Annotated in this window: 20 protein-coding genes; 5 read left to right on the forward strand and 15 right to left on the reverse strand. The window is 27.7% G+C overall.

The genetic code is table 11. The features are described 5' to 3' along the window. Positions 1–168 precede the first annotated feature (168 nt). Positions 169–609, forward strand: coding sequence for a MarR family transcriptional regulator (locus TY07_RS02050; RefSeq protein WP_042394551.1), 441 nt, complete (start codon positions 169–171; stop codon positions 607–609). A gap of 108 nt (positions 610–717) precedes the next feature. Here the strand turns inward: TY07_RS02050 and TY07_RS02055 are convergent, their stop codons facing one another. Continuing rightward, entirely contained in the window at positions 718–2,025 is a 1,308-nt protein-coding gene (locus tag TY07_RS02055) for an NCS2 family permease (protein WP_042394737.1), read from the reverse strand. A 327-nt stretch (positions 2,026–2,352) separates the two neighbouring features. On the opposite strand from TY07_RS02055, the gene TY07_RS02060 reads away from it, so the two are divergent. From TY07_RS02060 to TY07_RS02075, 4 genes are read left to right on the forward strand one after another with little or no spacing between them, the layout of a single operon-like run. Further along, complete coding sequence (locus TY07_RS02060) at positions 2,353–3,381, forward strand: metal ABC transporter substrate-binding protein (RefSeq protein ID WP_042394553.1); 1,029 nt, start codon at positions 2,353–2,355, stop codon at positions 3,379–3,381. Beyond that, on the forward strand, positions 3,378–4,172 hold the full coding sequence (locus TY07_RS02065; RefSeq protein ID WP_042394555.1) for a metal ABC transporter ATP-binding protein: 795 nt from the start codon (positions 3,378–3,380) through the stop codon (positions 4,170–4,172). Before TY07_RS02060 ends, TY07_RS02065 begins: the two co-directional genes overlap by 4 nt. Before the next feature lie 3 nt (positions 4,173–4,175). After that, on the forward strand, positions 4,176–5,018 hold the full coding sequence (locus TY07_RS02070; RefSeq protein ID WP_042394558.1) for a metal ABC transporter permease: 843 nt from the start codon (positions 4,176–4,178) through the stop codon (positions 5,016–5,018). Positions 5,019–5,039: 21 nt separating this feature from the next. Continuing rightward, on the forward strand, positions 5,040–5,474 hold the full coding sequence (locus tag TY07_RS02075) for a Fur family transcriptional regulator (RefSeq protein ID WP_042394560.1): 435 nt from the start codon (positions 5,040–5,042) through the stop codon (positions 5,472–5,474). Between the two features lie 54 nt (positions 5,475–5,528). Here the strand turns inward: TY07_RS02075 and TY07_RS02080 are convergent, their stop codons facing one another. The 14 genes from TY07_RS02080 to TY07_RS02145 form a co-directional block, all read right to left on the reverse strand. Continuing rightward, on the reverse strand, positions 5,529–6,584 hold the full coding sequence (locus tag TY07_RS02080; RefSeq protein ID WP_042394740.1) for an aldose epimerase family protein: 1,056 nt from the start codon (positions 6,582–6,584) through the stop codon (positions 5,529–5,531). Positions 6,585–6,657: 73 nt separating this feature from the next. Further along, a complete protein-coding gene (locus tag TY07_RS02085) occupies positions 6,658–7,470 on the reverse strand; it encodes a nucleotidyltransferase domain-containing protein (protein ID WP_042394565.1) in 813 nt (270 codons plus the stop codon). 105 nt (positions 7,471–7,575) lie between these two features. After that, positions 7,576–9,561 carry a type I pullulanase gene (gene pulA, locus TY07_RS02090; protein ID WP_042394568.1) on the reverse strand — a complete coding sequence of 662 codons (1,986 nt, stop codon included), beginning with the start codon at positions 9,559–9,561 and terminating at the stop codon, positions 7,576–7,578. 214 nt (positions 9,562–9,775) lie between these two features. Beyond that, complete coding sequence (locus TY07_RS02095) at positions 9,776–10,936, reverse strand: LCP family protein (protein ID WP_052330580.1); 1,161 nt, start codon at positions 10,934–10,936, stop codon at positions 9,776–9,778. 178 nt (positions 10,937–11,114) lie between these two features. After that, positions 11,115–11,273 carry a zinc-ribbon domain-containing protein gene (locus TY07_RS02100; RefSeq protein ID WP_042394571.1) on the reverse strand — a complete coding sequence of 53 codons (159 nt, stop codon included), beginning with the start codon at positions 11,271–11,273 and terminating at the stop codon, positions 11,115–11,117. A 189-nt stretch (positions 11,274–11,462) separates the two neighbouring features. Next, a complete protein-coding gene (locus TY07_RS02105) occupies positions 11,463–12,932 on the reverse strand; it encodes a hypothetical protein (RefSeq protein WP_042394577.1) in 1,470 nt (489 codons plus the stop codon). Continuing rightward, the gene (locus tag TY07_RS02110) at positions 12,929–14,335 is read right to left on the reverse strand and encodes a sensor histidine kinase (RefSeq protein WP_042394581.1); all 1,407 of its coding nucleotides are present in this window, start codon (positions 14,333–14,335) and stop codon (positions 12,929–12,931) included. The genes TY07_RS02105 and TY07_RS02110 overlap by 4 nt, the downstream gene beginning before the upstream one ends. After that, positions 14,316–15,017, reverse strand: a complete 702-nt coding sequence (locus tag TY07_RS02115) for a response regulator transcription factor (RefSeq protein ID WP_042394583.1) — start codon at positions 15,015–15,017, stop codon at positions 14,316–14,318. The genes TY07_RS02110 and TY07_RS02115 overlap by 20 nt, the downstream gene beginning before the upstream one ends. 97 nt (positions 15,018–15,114) lie before the next feature. Next, positions 15,115–16,038 (reverse strand): polysaccharide deacetylase family protein, encoded by a 924-nt coding sequence (locus TY07_RS02120; RefSeq protein WP_042394586.1) that lies wholly within the window; start codon positions 16,036–16,038, stop codon positions 15,115–15,117. A 217-nt stretch (positions 16,039–16,255) separates the two neighbouring features. After that, on the reverse strand, positions 16,256–17,083 hold the full coding sequence (locus TY07_RS02125; RefSeq protein WP_042394590.1) for an energy-coupling factor transporter transmembrane component T family protein: 828 nt from the start codon (positions 17,081–17,083) through the stop codon (positions 16,256–16,258). Continuing rightward, on the reverse strand, positions 17,080–18,786 hold the full coding sequence (locus TY07_RS02130; RefSeq protein WP_042394592.1) for an ABC transporter ATP-binding protein: 1,707 nt from the start codon (positions 18,784–18,786) through the stop codon (positions 17,080–17,082). Before TY07_RS02130 ends, TY07_RS02125 begins: the two co-directional genes overlap by 4 nt. Positions 18,787–19,042: 256 nt before the next feature. After that, positions 19,043–19,594 carry an ECF-type riboflavin transporter substrate-binding protein gene (locus tag TY07_RS02135; RefSeq protein WP_042394595.1) on the reverse strand — a complete coding sequence of 184 codons (552 nt, stop codon included), beginning with the start codon at positions 19,592–19,594 and terminating at the stop codon, positions 19,043–19,045. A 42-nt stretch (positions 19,595–19,636) separates the two neighbouring features. After that, entirely contained in the window at positions 19,637–20,494 is an 858-nt protein-coding gene (locus TY07_RS02140; protein ID WP_172676129.1) for an SAM hydrolase/SAM-dependent halogenase family protein, read from the reverse strand. A 250-nt stretch (positions 20,495–20,744) separates the two neighbouring features. Continuing rightward, complete coding sequence (locus tag TY07_RS02145) at positions 20,745–21,911, reverse strand: galactokinase (protein WP_074431743.1); 1,167 nt, start codon at positions 21,909–21,911, stop codon at positions 20,745–20,747. Positions 21,912–21,920 lie beyond the last annotated feature (9 nt).

Consider the following 21,920-nt stretch of genomic DNA (forward strand, 5'->3'; position numbering starts at 1 on the left):
TTATTTAAATTAATATATTTCTATTTTTATAATAATTATATTTTTATAACTATTATCTGTCAACACAATAATTATCATTTTATAATAGTTATATTTATATAACTATGTATTGTAAACTGTTTTTTTATAGATTATAATATTATCAGTTATTATTGTAAGGAGGCTAAAATGACTACTTTATATTTAAACGAAATATCTGATAATCTATATCTACTATTATTATCTCTAAATAGACATATTTTTAATCCTACTGTTCTTACAAAAAAATTTAATGTTCCGCATTCACATATAAAGGTATTATTTTATTTAATACACCATGGACCAATATCAATTTCTAAAATGGCTAAAGAACTTTGTATTTCTAAACCTAATATGACTCCTGTAATCGATAAATTAGTTGAAGAAGGTCTTGTTACAAGAGACTATGATCCTACTGATAGAAGAGTTATATTAATACAAACTACGCCAAAAGCCCTAGAATTCTTAAAAGAAACTCAAGATTATGTTAAAGAAATAATCAAAGAAAAACTTTCTTCTTTAAATGATGAGGACATAAATACTTTATCTACTTCTTTAGAATCATTATTATCTGTAATAAAGAAATTTTAAAACTACTCTTATACTATATTTTATAATAAAAAAAATGTGCAAAGGCAAAGGCTCACTCGATAATTTATCAAGTGAGCCTTTGCCCTAATTTGTTTTAAACTAAACTTTTTATATAAATATGAATTTTAATACAAATATTACTCCAACCATTACTGTTGGCCAAGTAACTTCTTTCCATCTACCTGTAAATAACTTTAATAGTATATATGATACAACCCCAAATACTATACCATCTGAAATTGAATATGCAAATGGCATCATTATTATTGTCAAGAATGCTGGAATTGCTTCAGTATAATCTTCTAAATCTAATTCTTTTATATTTTCTATCATAAATAATCCAACTATAACTAAAACTGAAGCTGTAACTGCTGAAGTAAACACTCCAAATATTGGTGATAGGAATAATGCTAAGAAGAACATAAACGCTGTAGATACTGCTGTTAATCCAGTTCTTCCTCCTTCTGCAACACCTGATGCACTTTCAACAAAAGTACTAACTGTACTTGTTCCAAGACATGCACCAACAGTTGTTCCTATTGCATCTGCAAATAACGCCTTCTTAATATTTGGTACTTTCCCATTTTTATCTAACATATTTGCTTTAGTTGCAACTCCAACTAAAGTTCCTATAGTATCAAACATATCCATAAATAATAAAGTAAATAATACTATTACCATATCCCAAGAAAAAATATTATGCCATTCAAACTGCATAAATGTTGAACTTATTGATGGTGGCATACTAAAAATCTTATCTGGAAGATTTACTACTCCCATAGGTATACCTATTATAGCAGTTATTATCATTCCTAAGAATAATGCCCCCTTAACTTTTCTCGCAACTAATATACCTGTAATTACTATTCCTATAATTGCCAAAAGTCCTGTTCCTGAAGTAATATTTCCTAAAGATACTATTGTCCCTCCATCTGCTGGATGAATAACTATCCCTGCGCCTTCTAGTCCTAGTAAGGCTATGAATAATCCTATACCAACAGAAATAGCTCTTTTTATATTTACTGGAATCGAATCAACAATGGCTTCTCTTACATTAAATGCTGTTAATAATAAGAAAATTATTCCTTCTAATAATACTGCTGTTAAAGCAAATTGATATGAATATCCCATTGATAAAACTACAGTATATGCAAAGAATGCATTTAATCCCATACCAGGAGCTAACGCAAATGGTAATTTTGCATATAATCCCATCACTAATGTTGCAATTATAGATGATAAAGCTGTTGCTGTAAATACAGCTCCAGAATCCATACCAGCTGCTGATAAAATACTTGGATTAACTACAAGTATATATGCCATTGTCATAAATGTTGTAATACCTGCAATAAATTCTTGCTTTGTATTTGTATTGTTTTCTTTAAGTTTAAAGTAATTATCTAAAAACTTGTTCATTAAATCACCTTTTTCTTTTGTTTTAAAATTATAGTTCAAATTTTATTTTCTTCTCCAAATTTACTCATTCATCGAATTGAAGAATGAGTTACCTTATATATAATAACAGAATTTTTTAAAAATCCAATAGTTTTTACGAACATTTTTTTATTTTTATACTTTTTTATTCATATTTGAATTTTTTTATGCATTTTTATATTTTACTGTCGAAACTTTTATTATACTATCAATTTAATAAAAAAAATTATAATTTACATTTAAACTAAAAAGTGTATAATTAATATTATAATTGCAAATTATTATCATTTGACTTTAGGAGGACAAATTATGAAATTTAAAATACCAAAACTATTATCAATATTATTAGTAACTTCATTATTATTTATAGGTTGTAATAACACTCAAGTTTCTGATAAATCTAGCGAAGATGATACTTTAAATATAGTAACATCATTCTATCCTATATATATATCAACGTTAAATATTGTAAAGGATATTCCTAATGTAACACTTACAAATATGACAAAATCTCAAACTGGTTGTTTACATGATTATCAGCTTACACCTCAAGATTTAAAAACACTAGAAAATGCTGATATTCTAATTATAAATGGCGCTGGAATGGAATCATTCTTAGATACTATAATTTCTCAATATCCAAATCTTGAAATAATAGATGCTAGTTCTGGACTTAATCTTTTAGAAGATGATATACATAGTCATGATGATGATCATGATGCTGATGATGACCACGACCACGATCACGATGCTGATGCTGATGATGACCACGACCACGATCACGATGCTGATACTGATGACAACCACGACCACGATCATGAATACAATGCTCATATATGGGTTAGTGTTTCAGGTAATATAGCTGAAGTAAAAAATATTGCTTCTCAACTTGAAAATTTAGATCCTGAAAATAAAGATGCTTATGAAGCAAATACTAATGCTTATGTTTCTAAATTAGAGGCATTAAAAACTGAAATGCATGCTGAATTAGATAGCTTACCAAACAGAGATATAATTACTTTCCATGAAGCATTCCCATATTTTGCTGAAGAATTTAATTTAAATATTGTTGGTGTTATAGAAATAGAACCTGATTCTGAACCATCTGCTAAGGAAATCGAAAATATAATTGCTACTGTAAAAGCAAACAATATAAAGGCTCTATTTACCGAACCTCAATATTCATCTCAAGTTGCACAAACTATAGCTAATGAAACTGGAGCTACAGTTTATGAATTAGATCCTATAGTAACTGGGGATGCTAATTCTGATGCATATGATGATTATATAAATAAAATGCAAAAAAATCTTGATGTTTTAAAAGAGGCGTTAAAATGATAAAAAAAGCTAACTTTAATAAAAATAACAGCTGTAATAACTTTTGCTGTACAAAGATTGATAATTTTTCTGTTACTATTGGTAATAATGAAATACTTAAAGATGTAAATCTCCACATTCATTGTGGAGAGCTTACTTCCATTATTGGACCTAATGGAGCTGGAAAAAGTACACTTCTTAAAGCTTTACTTGGTGAAGTTAAACATACTGGAAACTTAACCTTTACTGGTCAAAATGATAATACTTATCACCAACCTATAATTGGCTATGTACCTCAATATTTAACTTTTGATAAGAATACACCAATTAGCGTGCTTGATTTATTTGTCTGTTGTAAAACAACAAAACCTTCATGGATTAAGCCTAAAAAAAAGTTGCGTGAAGAAGTATTAGAAAGTTTAAATAGAGTTAAAGTTCCCTATTTAATAGATAGACGTTTAGGTGCTTTATCTGGAGGAGAACTGCAAAGAGTTTTACTCGCACTAGCATTAGACCCTATTCCTAATATACTTTTGCTTGATGAGCCTGTTTCTGGTGTAGATCAAAATGGTTTAGATTTATTTTATCAAATATTACTAGATATTAAAAAGAATTATGATTTATCTATTATTTTAGTTTCTCATGATTTAGATTTAGTATATAAGTATTCAGATCGTGTAGCACTTATAAACGGTACAGTAGTATGTTCCGGTACTCCTAATCAAGTATTTAATGATCCAGCTACAAAAAAAATATTTGGATTATCATTTAATGCTTCAAATGAAGATTCATCTAAAACAGGAGGACTTTAAAAGATGTTTGACAGTTTATATAATGCCATTGATTTTCTTTTACCATTTCAGTGGCTTTCTCATACATTCATGAAAAATGCTTTTATAGCTATTTTAATTATTACCCCACTATTCGGTTTATTAAGCACGATGGTTGTAAGTAATAAAATGTCCTTTTTTGCAGATTCATTAGGACATGGAGCATTTACTGGAATAGCTCTTGGTATACTTTTAGGTGGAATGGATCCTATGTGGGGAGCTACTTTATTTTCAGTTTGTTTTGCAATTGCAATAACTGTAATTAAAAATAAAGGAACTTCTTCTACCGATACAATAATAGGGGTATTCTCTTCTATGTCTATTGCTTTAGGATTAGTACTTATGAGTTTTTCAAGTAGTTTAAGTAAATTTTCATCATATTTAGTTGGTGATTTACTTAGTATCTCTCAAGGGCAAATAGTATTATTAATATTTGTATTCATAGCTGTAATTACACTTTGGGTATTAATATTTAATAAACTCCTTGTTACAAGCTTAAATACCTCACTTGCTAATAGTCGTGGTATGAATACATTATTAATAGAAATTATATTTACTTGTACTATTGCTGTTATTGTAACAATAACTATAAGATGGGTAGGTTTATTAATTATAAATTCACTTTTAGTTTTACCAGCAGCTGCTGCTCGTAATATTTCAAAAAACGTTCGTCAATATCATTTATTTTCAATATTGATTGCTATTTTTTCTGGAATTGTTGGACTAATAATATCTTACTATCTTAATACTGTTACAGGTGCAACTATAGTTCTTGTTGCATCAGTTATATTCTTTATAACTTTACTTGCTAAACGTAAATTTATATAGCATTTTTATGGGGGTATTACATTGAACAATGATATTAATTTTAGTGACCTCCTTAAATCAAATGGTTTAAAGGTTACAAAACATAGGACTTCAGTTCTTAGGATAATAGTAGAAAGTAAGCAGCCTATTAGTGCTGAAGAAATTTACCTAAAATTAAAAGAAAATTCAATTTCAATTAATTTATCTTCGATTTACAAAATTCTTGATTCTTTATCAAATAAAAACATTATATCTAAATGTATATTAGGAGATGATAATAAAACCTCTTATGAAATTACCTCTTCAACTCATATGCATCATTTAATATGCAAACAGTGTAAAGAGGTTTTTCCATTAAACGATTGTCCCTTATGCATTTATGAAAAACATTTAAAAGATGATATGGATTTTGATGTAACTGACCATAAACTTGAAATTTATGGCTACTGTAAAAACTGTAAAAAAAATAAAAAATAAATTTAAATGGCTCGTATAATTATGATACGAGCCATTTAAATTTATTTTATTTTCTTATCTTGTACTAACCTTGTATATAGTTGTATGGTTATATTCTTCTCCTGAATTTAATATTACATTTGTAAAGTTTTTATGATGTAAACTATCCGGAAAATATTGAGTTTCAAGACATAAACCTTGTCTCTTTTTATATTTAACCCCACCTTTTCCCACTTCTTTTTCATTCAGGAAATTTCCAGTATAAAATTGTATACCTGGCTTAGTTGTAAATACCTCTAATACCCTTCCACTATTATCATCTATAACTTCTGCTACCTTTTTTAGTTCACCATTATAATCATCTATAATCCAATTATGATCATAACCATTACCATTTACTAATTGATCATATTCTTTATTAATATCTCTACCAATACACTTAAATTCAGTAAAATCCATAGGACTTCCTATTATATCTCTTATTTCTCCTGTTGGAATACTTTCTGAATTTGATACTGTTATTTTTTTTGAATTAATCTTAACTCTATGATTTAAAATATCTCCAGATGAATGTCCACTCAAATTAAAATATGAATGATTAGTTAAATTTACTATTGTATCCTTATCACTCTTTGCAAAATAATTAATAACTAATTCATTTTCATCTGTTAATCTATACTCTACATTAACATTTAAATTTCCCGGATAATTTTCTTCCCCATCCTTGCTTAAATATGATAATTTTATATATTGTCCATTATCATCTTCTAATATCTCAGAATCCCATACTGCTCGATTAAATCCTTTAGTTCCACCATGAAGATGATTATTTCCATCATTTTTTGCTAACTCATATTTTTCCCCATTAATGTCTATAGACGCACTTGCTATTCTATTCGCACAACGTCCAATTATAGCACCCAAATATGTTGTAGTTGTTTTGTAATCTTCAAAATTATCATATCCTAATACAATATCATCACTTTGTCCATTTTTATCCCTTGTTTCAAATGATAAAATTATACCTCCGAAATTAGTAATTCTAACTTTTGAAATATTATTTTCTAAAGTATAAATATAAATCGATTTATTATCAATTTTGTTCTCCATTTCTTCTCTTAAAATTCCCATATTTCTCTCCTCTTTAAAAACAATTTCAAAGTTAATTATACCAATTCCTCTTTCATGTGTAAACATTCCCAAATTAACTTATTAGTTTTTCATCCTTTAAAATCACTTCTAACTGCTTTACAATATTATCAATATTACTCAATATACTAATATCACACTTACTTATACTATCAAATAATTTCTTAATATTACTTTCAAAATCAACCGGCAACTTTTCGCATGATTTTTCTACAATACTTAATAACCTTTTTTCACCTGGATGTGGTATTTCATTTATTGCAAAAATTATATCAAAATAGCTATCTAAAAAAGCTGAAATTCTGTTATTTATATTTACTATATCATTTCTGTTTATCGCTTTTTCTATTTGATTATAGTATGCTGAAAAATTATTTTTTAAAATTGGATAGTTATTTTTTATTATATTTATCTTTAATTCTTCAGGATATGGTATAGTATATTTTTCTTGAAGATCTTTAAACTTATTATCTCTATCATATACTATAGAAGAGCTTATTACATTATTCCAAAAACAAGTAGTATATCCAATGTGTGCAACATGATTATCAACTACATCTCTCAATTGATCAACTAACCATTCATACTCAAAATATGCTATATCTACCGTTATTGATGAATTTCTAATTATAAATTCATCAGATGGTCCCCAAAATGTATTATTTATTTCCATTAAATCTGAAAACTTCTTTGCAATACCTTCCCTTTTCTTAATCGATATTTCTTTATCTATGATAATATCTATATCTATATCTGAATAAGTGTCCTTTCTTCCACTTGCACATGAACCTGCTAATACTATAGCAACTACTTCATTTAATCGCTTAAATTCGTTAACTAGTTGATATACAATCATGTTCATTCCCATAAAATCTCACTCCTTTTTTCCCTAAATATAATATATAGAATGCTACTATATAAATAATAAAGAAGCATTCTATACAATTTATTCTTATTTTTTTAAAATAATATCCTATTTAATTAATACCTTTATTGATTTTCTTGAAACATTTACTTTGCTATCTTTTATTGTTTCAATAATTTCATTTCCTGCTGTTTTTTCATCAACCATAACATGCCAATTACTTTCCTCAAGTTCTACATCAACATCCTTATTATTAGCATTAATAATAACTGCAATTTTCTCACACTTAATATCTATATTTTTAGCATCAATAATATATGCTACTAAATTATTTTCACTAAAATTTACACCTTTTTTTAAGAAATGAATATTTTCTTTAATTTCTTCATTTGTATTCATCCTAAATGCTTTATATTCTTTTCTTAATGATATTAACCCCTTATAATATTCAAATAAATCCTTATATTTAACTTTTCTGTCCCAATAAATTTTATTTACTTTGTCTGATGACTCAAAACTATTTTCTACTAATTTTCCTTCTTCATCTTCTTTTGTTCTTGCCATTTCCTCTCCTGCATGCACAAAACTAATTCCTTGAGACGTAAGTATAATTCCTGCTATTAATTTATTCATAGCAATTAATTCTTCTTCTGTACAGTTAGGTGTAGATATCTGAAGTTTATCCCAAAGAGTATAGTTATCATGAGCTGAAGCATAATTTATTGTTTGATATGGCTCATTAGCCCAAAACTCATTAGAATAAACTATATTTTCCTTGTCTATATCCTTGTGATGTGTTGATGCAACTACAGCAAATTTAATTGTTTCTTCAAGTCCATCTTTCCCATTTACAAAGCCAGTTTCTTCATCATAAAAAACGTGACCTTTAACACCATCCCTACAATCATCACTAAAAGCTGCTATTTGTAACTTATCAAATTTATAAGTATTTTTCTTTAAAGCTGCTAATTCTTCTTTTAAAGGACTCGGACCCCCAGTCCATCCTTCTCCATACATAATTATTGATGAATCAATTTTATTTAACTCTTCCCTAATCAATTTCATAGTTTCTATATCATGTATTCCCATTAAATCAAATCTAAATCCATCAATGTGATATTCCTTAGCCCAATAAACAACAGAATCAACCATATATCTTCTAAACATATATCTTTCTGAAGCAGTTTCATTACCACATGCCGATGCATCACTATATTCACCATTTTCGTCTTGTCTATAATAATATCCTGGTACAGCATTATTTAAACAAGAGTCTAAGTTATAAGTATGATTATATACAACATCCATAACCACTCTTATTCCTGCTTCATGTAATGCTTTAACCATTTCTTTAAATTCCTTTATCCTAACATCCCCTAAATAAGGATTAGTAGAATAAGAACCCTCAGGAACATTATAATTTTTAGGATCATACCCCCAATTAAATTGAGGCTGTTCTAATTTATTTTCATCTATAGATCCAAAGTCAAAAGCCGGTAATAAATGAATGTGAGTAAATCCCATATCCTTTATATGATTTACTACTGTTTTAACAGTTGTTCCAGGAATACATGAATCCCAAATAGTTAAGGCTTTAAATTTGCCTTTATATTCGTTACTTATTCCAGATGTTTCATCAATTGATAAATCTCTTACATGAGCTTCATAAATTATTGAATCTGTAGCACTTTTTAATTCTGGTTTAGTATCCTTTTCCCATCCTTCTGGATTAGTGGTATTTAAATCAATGACCATACCTCTATTACCATTAACCCCTACTGCTTTTGCATATGGATCCACAACTTCACTAATTTTTCCATTTATATTAATTAAATAATTATAAAATTGTCCATTAAAATCACCATTTATTTCAACTATCCAAGTCCCATTAATACCTTTACTCATTGTATAAACTTCTTTAGCTTCACAATCAAAATCATATCCATTATCACCATACAATGCTAATTGAACATTTTCTGCTGTTGGCGCCCATAATATAAATTTACATTTATCTTTAGAATAAATAGCTCCTAAATCTCCATCATAACCATATATTTTATCAAAATCATTATTAAAATTTAATTTAGTACTCATTATACTCTCTCTCCCCACCATAAAGTTCATTCATTTACTATAATTTTCGGAAACGTTTCCGAACATATATTTAATTTTATACTATTTTTTATGACTTATCTACAATCAAATGCAATTTTATTAATATATTTTAATTTATTGTAAACCACTATTATTTATTAAAAGAAAATTGTCCATAATTATTAAATTAATTATAAACAATTTTCCTTCTTAATTATTCCCAATCACCTGTATAGATTATATCTTCATCATCTTCTTGATTATTTACACTTGCGCTCGATTTATCATCTTCATAATCATCTTGGTAATTTTCAATCCACTCACCAGTTCTGTATTCACTAAGCGCTTCTCTTAATGAACTATAATCGAATTGACTTTCATCTGGCTCTATATCATTAAATATAAAATCATGTAAAATTTGCGTATTTTGCTTTCTATCCATTATAAATACCCAACCTACTTCTCCACCATAGTTCATATCATCTGATAATTCCGTAACTGGTATATGAATTTGTTTCGTATCTAAACTAGGAAATTTATAAATTGTATATGCCATATCTAATGCATCCAAGGGATCTATATTAGTATTTAAATAATCAAGCATACTATTTACAATTCCTAAATATTTTATTGGGTTTGTTTCTCTTAATTTTTCTGCAATTTTAAATAATACTTCTCGCTGTCTTTCCGTTCTTTCAAATTCATCCCCAACACCTTTTCTTATTCTTGAATAAGATAAAGCTTGCTTTCCATTTAATAATTGCAATCCTGATTCTGTAACGGGACAATCATTTCCACCTGTAGATTCACCTATATACTTATTTAATTCATCTAATTGATAGTCTTTAACATCTATCTCTAATCCACCTATTTGATCTATTATAGCCTCAAATCCCCAAAAGTTTATTATTATATATTTATCTATGCTTATATCATATGTTTCCTGTATTGTATCTTTTAATAAATCTATTCCCCCAAAGGCCATAGCTGCATTCAATTTATGCGGTCCATACCCTTCAATATCAACTAACGTATCTCTAAACAATGATGTTAATCTTATTTCCTTATTATTATTATCTAAAGTTGCAATTATAATAGAATCTGCTCTTGCTTTTTCATTTACATCTCTACCATCTGTTCCAACTAACAATACATTAGTAATTCCTTCAACTTCTTTATAATTAACTTCATCTTCACTTTTCTTATCAACAGTTTTAATTTTTATTTCATTAGATTCTGTATATATCTTACTTTTAACATAACTATAATAGCTTGCAGATATCCCAACCATAGCAAACACCAATATAAATATTATCGAAAGAATTATTGTTCTTTTTTTAGGTTTCTTTTTCTTATTTACTGTTTTTTCGCTCAATTTTATTGCCCCCTATTAATGCACTATATATCATTTATACATTTTACCATATTTTTTATTATATGTGTTAATTTGTTACAATTTTATGAAACCAATTTATCTAAATATATTTTATACTATATTTATCTTTTTATAAAAAAAGACTGTAAGATTAATTCTTACAGTCTTGAAAATTCAATTACTTTCTATTGTTTTGTTGTGCTTTTCTTGCTCTTCTGCATTCAACGCATCTTACTGGTTCGTTATCGAATCCTTTTTCTTTGTAAAATGCTTGTTCACCTTCTGTGAATAAAAATTCTTTTCCGCAATCTCTGCATACAATAGTCTTATCTGCCATTATAAATTCCTCCATTTTCTTAAGATTTATCATGGTTAATAATATTACTCTTAAAAAATAAGGAGAAATTTTATTAATCTACTTTAAATCTTGTTATTGTCAAAATTGACTTCTCCTTAATTATACCATATATTTTTTTTTTTACAATACTTTTGTAAGTGTATATTAAACATTTTACATAATTACTAATTAATAATTATCATCTAAAATTACATCTCCATCAAGAAATACCTTTTCCCATTGTTCCACATAACTACCATCACACCATTCCGCCATTATTACTTCTTCATTTTCATCAATTGGAATCATTTCTATAGGTTCAGTAATTAACATTCCGTTTTCTATTTTATATATAGATATATATTTATCAAACTGAATTAATGCTATTTTACCTAACGGAGATATAAATGCATCCTTAAATAACCCTAACTCACTCTTTAAATCTTTCCAAGAAATATACATAGTATTATAATTAATAAATCTCTTCTCTGGCAATATTCCTATATTAAATTCTTCTCCATCTTCATTCATATTTTTAGGCAAAATCTTTCCTATAAATCTCCACTTTCCAAGTTCTCTTTTAATAGCAACATTACTTTCATCATAAGTCCCAACATTCAATCTTTCTTTTTCCTCATCTGACAAACTATCTATTTTATTTTTTAATTCATTAAGATATTTTTCCTTTTCTTTTTCATTAAATATTTCATTAACTTGTAATCCACTATCTATATTAATATTGCTTACTGGAATTATTTCATATATTGGATAATTTCCTTGAAAATTATCTCCTACATACTTTTGAATAGCTATATAATCATTCCCAACAAAAAGTATACTTTTATATATATTTGTAACAAAATTATTACTTATTTCATTTTTTTCACTACTTACTTCCCCATATACTCCTACCTTAAATTCATCAATAACAAATCCATCTTTACTATTTTCCTTTACTCTCAAGCTCCAAATTCCACTTAACCTTGGAAATATTATATTTTCTTTTGCATATACATATCCTAATCTATAATTATGGTGTGATATCCAAAGTGTTCTATAACTTTCTTCAGTATAACTCATATCATCTAATTCTTCTCTAGGAGTCTTTAACCCTAACATAACTCCTTCTAATGTATCAAAATCATCATACTTAATTTCACTATTTATATCTTTCTCTTCTTCATCACTTCTGAAGCTCACATTTTCACTAATCTTAGTTAAATTTAATAAATATCCATGATATATAAATGTCATTTCTGTATCTGAATTTAAAAAGAACTCTCCTACCACTTGATTATTATCTATTACTGAAATCAAATCTATAAATTCTTTCCCATTCATATATTTACTTATAGATACATTCTTTTCGTATGATAGCATATAGTCACTTTTAACAGCTTTTAACTTATACCTTACTTGCTTTTTATTATTATCTAATATTTTTATTTCATTACTTCCTATTTTTATTTCTTTATTTAACATATTATCAGTATAGTCAGCTTCATCTTCATCAAATACTTCTACAGAATTTATCTTCCAAACACCTATAAATTTAAAACTGTTCATTTTTTCTAGCTTTTTATTTACGCTTTTACAACTTATGAACATTGATATAAATATTGTAATTAATATTATTATATATCTTTTTACTTTCATCATAGATTATCCCCCTCACTTAAGGGAATTTCTATTTGTATTGTTGTTCCTTCATTTTCCTTACTATTTATTTTAAATTTCCCTCCATGAAGCATAATTATCTCATCTGCAATTGATAATCCTATTCCATTTTTAGATTTACTATTTTTCCCTTTGTAGAATTTATCCTTAATTCTTGGTAAGTCTTCTTTGCTTATACCTATTCCATTATCCTCTATATCTAATTGGAAGGTATTATTTACTCTACTTGCTTTTATAATTATTACACCATTTTTATCAGTAAATTTAAATGCATTATCAATAATATTATTTAACACTTGTTTTAACCTATTCTCATCAAAATAACCATATCCTATATTAGGTTGGATTAACACAGTGAATTTTCTTCTTTCTTTTATAGCCCTTGGCTTCCAGTTATTTTCTATAAAAAGCATAAATTCTTTTATATCACAATTACTCTTATTTAATGTAATAACTCCATTGATTAACTTAGAAAAATCTAATAATTCTTCAACCATATCTGTTAATCTATCACTTTCTTTTTCTATAATATCTAATCCTAATTCAAGTGTATCAACATCACTATAATCATACTTTAATGTTATAGCCCATCCCTTAATAGATGTTAATGGCGTTCTTAATTCATGTGAAATAGATGAAATAAATTCATTTTTCAACTTTTCTCTCTTCTCTAATTCGCTTCCCATATAGTTCAATGTTTTCGACAATTGCGAAATTTCAATATTATCTGTAATATTACTTCTTATATCCAAATTTCCATCAGCCATTTCTTTAGCTACTTTTGTTATTTTTTTTATAGGTTTAACTATATCTCTAGCTATTATTAAGCTCATTATTACTCCTAATACTATAACTACAACAGAAACAAATAATATTAAAATGCTAAATGAATCTAATATTCTATTTACTTCAGTTAGTGGAAATACAATTCTTACTATCCCTATCATTTCATCTGCATCAATTTTTGAATTAATTCCCTTGGAAATAATCATTACCTTTTCATTATACCAATCAATATGCCCACTCCATATTCCTACATTTTCACTTTTGGCCTTTGCTATATCTGGGGTACTTAAAAGTTGATTATCTCTAATTCCGTAAGAATCCATTAATAAATTCCCATCTGAATCTAAAATTTCAATTTGCTCTTCTTTTGTATTCCAAAAAATATCTACATTATCATAAATGTTTTCCATTAATTTATTATTAGAAAAATATTTTTGATAAAAGTTTATAGCTGATTCTAATTGATTAATTAATGTGTTCTGGGTATTTTTATAATAATATGCCTTAAGACATAAAATCGTTAATACATCAAAGACTAATACTGTAGATACTATTACTATTAAAAAGTTTTTTAATAGTTTACTTCTTATGCTCTTCAACCTCTTCGCCCCTCCATCTATATCCAAATCCCCATATAGTTTCTATGTATCCTTGTTTTGATGAAGATGATTCTATTTTACTTCTTAATCTTCTTATATTAACATCAACAATTTTAGGATCCGCAATATAATTTTCTCCCCAAATTAAATCCATTAATTCATCCCTAGAAAATGCCTTCTCTGGATTTTCTAAAAATAATTTTATTATAGAATATTCTTTAGGTGTTAAATCAATTTCTTTATCTGATTTAAATACTTTTTTTGCATAAGTATCTATTTTAAATCTTCCTTGCTCTATAGTTCTTTTTTCTTCTTCATCACCAATTCTTCTTAATATTGCCTTTATTCTTAATAAAAGCTCCATAGGATTAAATGGCTTTACAATATAATCATCTGCTCCATATTCTAATCCTGTTATTTTATCAATGTCTTGACTCTTTGCTGTAAGCATAATAATCCCTATATTCTTTTCTTCTTCTCTAATTCTTTTACATACATTAAAGCCATCTATTCCTGGCAACATTACATCAAGTATTACTATTGCAGGTTTTTCATTAATAGCTATTTTTATACCATCCTCTCCATTATCTACCTCAATAACCTCATATCCATTTCTCTTCAAATTTATTTTTAAAAATCCTCTTATACTTTCTTCATCTTCAACTATTAATATCTTTTTCATTATTTCCTCACAAATATACATTATTATAATCTGTTATTTATAATTTGAATTTTATGCAAATAAAATACTGGATAAAATTTGTATTTATCCAGCATTTTTATTTTAAAGTTCTAAATTCATATCCTAAAGACTTTAAATAGTCTATACTTTGTTGTAATGATTCTGCCGTAGTAGGTTTTGCATCAGTATCATGCATTAAAACAACTAAAACATCATCATTTCCACATAAATTGGTTATTGTTTCTTTTAATCTATTAATTAATTGCTCAACAGTTTTACCATTTCCTTCAGCATCTCCATTTAAAACATTCCAATCTATATAAGTATATCCATGTTGTTCTAGAACCGGATCAAGATTTCCTGTCTTCCATGACATATGCCCTCCTGGGAATCTAATCACTTTAGTACTAAAATCATCTCCTAAAACTGATTTCATTACATTCTCTGATTTTTCCATATCATTTATAAATGCTGTAGTATCAGCAACTCTTCCTGGATATAAAATACTATAATTATGACAATATCCATGATTTCCAATAGCATGACCTTCTTTTACCATCTCCTTTAATAACTCTTTTTGAGTATCACTCTTTTCAACATTACTACCTAACACAAAAAATGTGGCCTTAATCTCATTATTTCTTAGAGTTTCTAATATTTTTGGAGTTGTTTCAATTGAAGGACCATCATCAAATGTTAAATATGCAATTTTCTTTCCATCTGTTCTTAGATAATTCCACTTATTTAACATATTTTCAATTTCTCTAGCATTATCTGCGTTTATATCATTTTCATAACTTGTATATGTTAATCTTTCTTCTGATGAATTTGAATCTCTTCCATCATTTTCTTCCATTCCTAATTCTGTGCCTTGCTTCGCACTTACTTGCTTGGCTTCATCCTTATTAATATTCAAAGCAATTACCCCAATTAAAATTACTACTGTAATTGCTAAAACTCCAATAAGTATTTTCTGATTCTTACTACTATCTTTATTGGTAATTCTCTTTGAATTTCTCATTACTCAAACTGCCCCCTAGTTTTTTCTACTATCATTTATACCTTTATTATAACTATATATACACACAATTAAATTACAAAATAGTTACAAAAACATCACATTTAGCATTTATTTTTAAATACCTATATATTTTTTTGCATTTTTCCTCATTAATATTCCCTATATAATAGAATAAGTTAGCACTATTATTTTTTCAATAGTGCTAACTTATTATTCTTTAAATAAATGGATTATAAAAACGTCCGCCATTAATTACTGTTGCAATAATAGCTATTACTAATATTATACTAACTAATATTATTGTTATATAATCTCCTTTTTTAAACGGCCTACCATTATACCAAGTACGCTTCTTATTACTACCAAATGCTCTTAATTCCATAGCTGAACTTATAGTTTCTATTCTCTCTAAACTTGAGAATATTAATGGCATTAATATAGATGCTGAATTTTTAATTCTTTTACCTATTTTTTCTTTCTTAGACATATCTATTCCCCTAGCTTGTTGTGCAAATGATATATCTTGATAATCACGTTGAACATCTGGTATATATCTTAATGCTATAGAAACCGAATATGCTATTTTATAGCTTACACCTATTTTATTTAATGATGATGCAAACTCACTTGGATTAGTTGCTACCATAAATAATAAGGCCATTGGTATTATAGAAAAATACTTTAATGTTATGTTAAATTGATAAAATAGTTGTTGTGCAGTTACTGTATATGGTCCTGCAATCTTAAATAAATCAGTTCTACTTCCATATATCGCAACCCCTTCATATGGCGAGAATATAAAAATAGCTAAATTATTTAGTAATAAAAATATTAATATGAAATATAAAACAAATGAAATTTGTTTGAATTCTACTTTTGAAATTTTAAATACAATTATACTTATAACAAACATTCCTAAAAGTACACGTGTATCGTATGTAACCATTGAAGCTACTGCCCAAATAATTAAGGCAATTAGTTTTGATGCCCCTGTTAGTCTATGAATCGGTGAATCTATATCTGAATATCCAATCATCGTACTCATATTCTTCTAATCCTCCTATCGTAATCAATAAACTTCTTAACAAACATTCTTGGATTTTCTAGTTTAGCCTTTACAGCTAATTCATATAAAGATGTTTCCTTTAAATTTGCTTTATTGATTACTTCTTCATCTGTAAGAACATTAGCTGCAATATCCTCAGCTAATTTTAATCCATTTGATAGTACTATTGCTCTGTTAGTATATTCAAGCATTAGATGCATATCATGAGTTATCATTACTATAGTTACACCTTTTTTATTTAATTCTTTTAAGAATTCCATAATTTCAGTGTAATGTTTAAAGTCCTGACCTGCTGTAGGCTCATCTAAAATAATAACTTCCGGATTTAATACTAATATTGATGCTATTGTAACACGTTTCTTTTGTCCAAAGCTTAAAGCTGATATTGGCCAATTACGGAATTCGTATAATCCACAAATCTTTAGCGTCTCAAATACTCTATTTTTAATTTCTTCTTCAGGAACTCCTCTAACCTTAAGTCCTAAAGCTACTTCATCAAAAATCATAGTTTTAGATATCATTTGATTTGGATTTTGCATTACAATACCTATTTTTTCTGCACGTTCTTTAATAGTATCATTTATTAAATCTCTACCATCAAATAATATTTGACCTTCTGTTGGCTTATAAAAACCACATATTAATTTAGAAATAGTTGATTTACCTGCTCCATTTCTTCCTACGATACTAACCATTTCACCTTTATTAACCTTAAATGAAACACCATGTAATATTTCTTTTCCACTTTCATACGAGAACTTTACATCCTTCATTTCAAGGATAGCTTCACCTGTTGTTTGCTTTTCCTCTTCAGAAGTTTCTTCATACCAAGTTTTTAATTTTTCTCTGCATAAATCTATATTTAAAGTATCAATATGTTCTGGTTTCATTTCTGGAGTAATTGTACATCCTGCATATTTTAAAGCTGTAATATATAATGGTTCACGTATTCCAGTTTCAGATAAAATATTTGAACTTAATAATTCTGCTGGAGTTATATCCGCAGCTATTTCACCATTATTAACAACAATTACTCTATCCACAGCACAATGTAATACATCTTCTAATCTATGTTCTATTATTAATATAGTCTTTTTAGTTTCCTTTTGAATTTGATCTATTAACTCAATTGCACTTTTTCCTGTTGCAGGATCTAAGCTTGCAAGTGGCTCATCAAATAAAAGTATATCAACATCTCCAACCATAACTCCAGCTAATGTAACACGTTGTTTTTGTCCACCTGACAAACTATATGGTGCAGCATTTAAATGAGTGTCTATTCCAACAATTTCAGAAACAATTTTAACTTTTTCTTTCATTTCTTCTTGAGATACACAATCATTCTCTAACTTAAAAGCTATATCTTCTCCAACTGTCAATCCTATAAACTGTCCATCAGGGTCTTGAAGTACAGTTCCTACTGAATTTGACAACTCAAATATACTCATTTCCTTAGTTTCTTTGCCTTTAACTTTTAAACTTCCAGAAATTTTACCTTCATTAGAAAATGGTACAATCCCATTTATACAATTCGAAAGAGTACTTTTACCTGATCCTGACGGCCCTACTATAAGCACCTTTTCTCCTTCATATATAGTTAAATTTATGTTATTTAATGTTGGCTTTGCTTGAGCTCTGTATTGAAAAGAAAAATCCACGAACTCAATTACAGGTTTTTTCATAGCAAATCTCCCTCGTTTTTTATGTAAATTACAATTTATTAATTATTATTTAATTTTTTTATTATCTTATTTTAATAAACTACTTACTATTACTTTATTCGCTTTTAGTGCTTAAATTTTTTATAGCAAAGTCTAAGTAATAATCTACATTAAAGATAATACTATATTTTTAATCATATGTATATTATGAAACAAATTCTTTTTTAAATTAACTAAAAATACCAGAGACATAAAGTCTCCGGTATTTTAATAGATATTATTCTCTATCTAAGCTTCCCTTTTTAACTCTAGTCTTAGAATAAGTATATAATAATATAGTACCTAATATTCCAACTGTAATCGCATTTGAAGCCCCTGCTACAGCACCTTGTAAATAAACTTTCTTAGCTGGTTCAGCATATATAAGTATATCTAATGTTGGTGCAATTAAAAGCCATGCTATTGCATTAGCCACAACTTGGTAAATATTAAATAATATCATTTGTTTTTTACCAAATTCACCTTCATTAACCTTTAATCTTTTCCATGCTAACCCAATTATAAGTCCTATTGAAGCTGAAGCAATAACCCAGCTAAACCATGGTGAACCATAGAAAACTAAGTCTTTTAATGCATGTCCTATGAACCCAATAGCAACCCCTGCAATTGGTCCATATAAAACTGCCATTAATGCTAAAAATGCATAGCATGTTTCAATATTAGTATTTGGTATTCCAGATGGAATAGACCCAAAACGACCTAATATCATAAATACTGCAGCACCAATACCAATTGCCACAATTGTTTTAATTGATAATTTGTTACCCATATTATTTCCTCCTTCTCAATATACTATATGATACTTTAAATTTTATTCATAAACTACTCTTGGAGCCTTTCTAATAGAAATTATCCAATTAGTTCCTGTTTGTATGTTATATGCTTTTGAGAAAGAACCTTGATTTATAGCAACTGCTAAGTTATCTAATGAATTAACATATACTAAAGTCTCCCCAACATGAACGTCTGCAAATGATTTTGCATATACCATTATATTTCTGTAAACTTCTCTTGTATCATTCTTTATTGCAACTTCTACTCTATCGCCATACTTGATACCTAAACTAGTAAATAACTCTCTTCCGATGTTTGTCCAAAGACTTCCGAATCTAACATCTAAAACATCAATTGTTCCAGTTACCATATCATTATTCTTTGTTGATTCAACTACTGGTAATTCAACTATATCTTCAACTGGAATTTCTGGTCCAACTTGTTCAAAATCTATAACTCCAGCAGCAAGTCTAGCACCTGTATAAGCATATATATCTCTTCCATGGAATGTATATGATGCTCCTGAATTAGGTAATCTATTTATAGTTTCATCTATTTCTCTTGCTTCTACAATTCCACACATACGTTTAATATGAGTTAATGTTCCATTGTCCGGTGTTATTATGTATTGCCCTTTTGCAGTCTTAACCCCAATACTTTTTCTATTAGAACCTACTCCTGGATCTACTACAGAAACAAATACACTTCCTTCTGGCCAATAAACTACAGTTTGTATTAGTCTATATGACGCCTCCCAGATATTGTATTGTGGTATTTCATGAGTTAAATCAAATAATTGTAATGTTTTATCTACAGAGTATGCAACTCCATACATAGCACTAACAGCTCCATCCGCTATACCAAAATCTGATTGAAATACTAAAGCATTTTTCATAATATAAGCCTCCTGAAAATTATGTCGAATTTTATTATACCTTTAGTATAAACACGAATCATATTTTAATCAACTTATTTTTTATTCGCATTTTAACGAACATTAATCTTTTTCTTTTTCTAGACAATGCTTTCTAATTATACTTTTTTATTAGTTAGTAGTCAATAAATTTATCTATTTGTAATTGAATACTATTCTTTACAAGAAAAAAGGAAACCTTTTTAGGTTTCCAATAATTTTATATGTTTTGCTAATTAAGCACATGAGTTCCTTCACCTATATTACTTGTATAGAATGATGGTTTAATTTTTGTAACCTCTTCATATGCTACAGATACTTTTTCTTTGAATTCAATTACTTTAGCATTATCAACCAAAGCTATTGCACATCCTCCAAATCCAGCACCTGTCATTCTAGCGCCAATACAGCCTTCAATCTTTAAAGCTTCATGAACTAAAGTATCAAGATGAATCCCTGTAACTTCATAATCTTTTTCAAGAGACATATGTGAAGCTGTTAAAAGTTCTCCAAAGCCTAAGATATCATTATTCTTAAGCATTTCCATACTCATTTTAACTCTTTCATTTTCACTAACAACATGTACGGCTCTTCTTTTTATAGTTTCATCAGTGATGAATTTTTCTATATCATCTAAAGTTGCTTGGCATAGATTTTCTAATTTTCTTTCTTTATTACTATTTATAATAGCAAGCGCCTTTTCACATTCGGCTCTTCTTTCATTGTACTTTGAATCTGCAAGTTCTCTCCTCTTGTTAGTACTCATTATTACTAAGCTATATTCACCTAAATTTAATGGAGCATATTCATAATAAAGAGAAGCGCAATCTAATAATATTGCATGATCCTTCTTTCCTACAGCTACTGCAAATTGATCCATTATTCCACAATTAACACCTACAAATTCATTCTCTACCTTTTGACAAAGCTTAGCTACTTCAACTCTATCAATTTTTTCTGGATTTTCTAAATAAAGAATAATATATGCCATTAAAACTTCAAGCGCAGCTGAAGATGAAAGTCCAGCACCATCTGGAATATTACTAAATAGCACAATATCCATTCCTGGTACCTTATGCCCTAAATCCTTAAGTTCTTTGATAACTCCCTTCGGGTAATTACCCCAATCATCTTCCTTCTTATATACTAATTCATTATCTAAATCTATAATAACTTCACCAGCAACATTTTTTGATCTCATTCTTATTTTACTATCATCTCTTAATGCTAATGCAGCATAAATACCAACAGTAAGTGCTCCTGGAAATACAAATCCACCATTATAATCTATATGTTCTCCAATTAAATTAACTCTTCCTGGCGATAAGAAAGTTTTTATCTCTCTATCATCTACACCATATTCATTTTTAAATAACTGTAACATTTCTTCTCTATTCATTCTCTATTC

Origin of the sequence: Clostridium saudiense, assembly GCF_000577815.1 — a bacterium.
Taxonomy (GTDB): domain Bacteria; phylum Bacillota; class Clostridia; order Clostridiales; family Clostridiaceae; genus Clostridium; species Clostridium saudiense.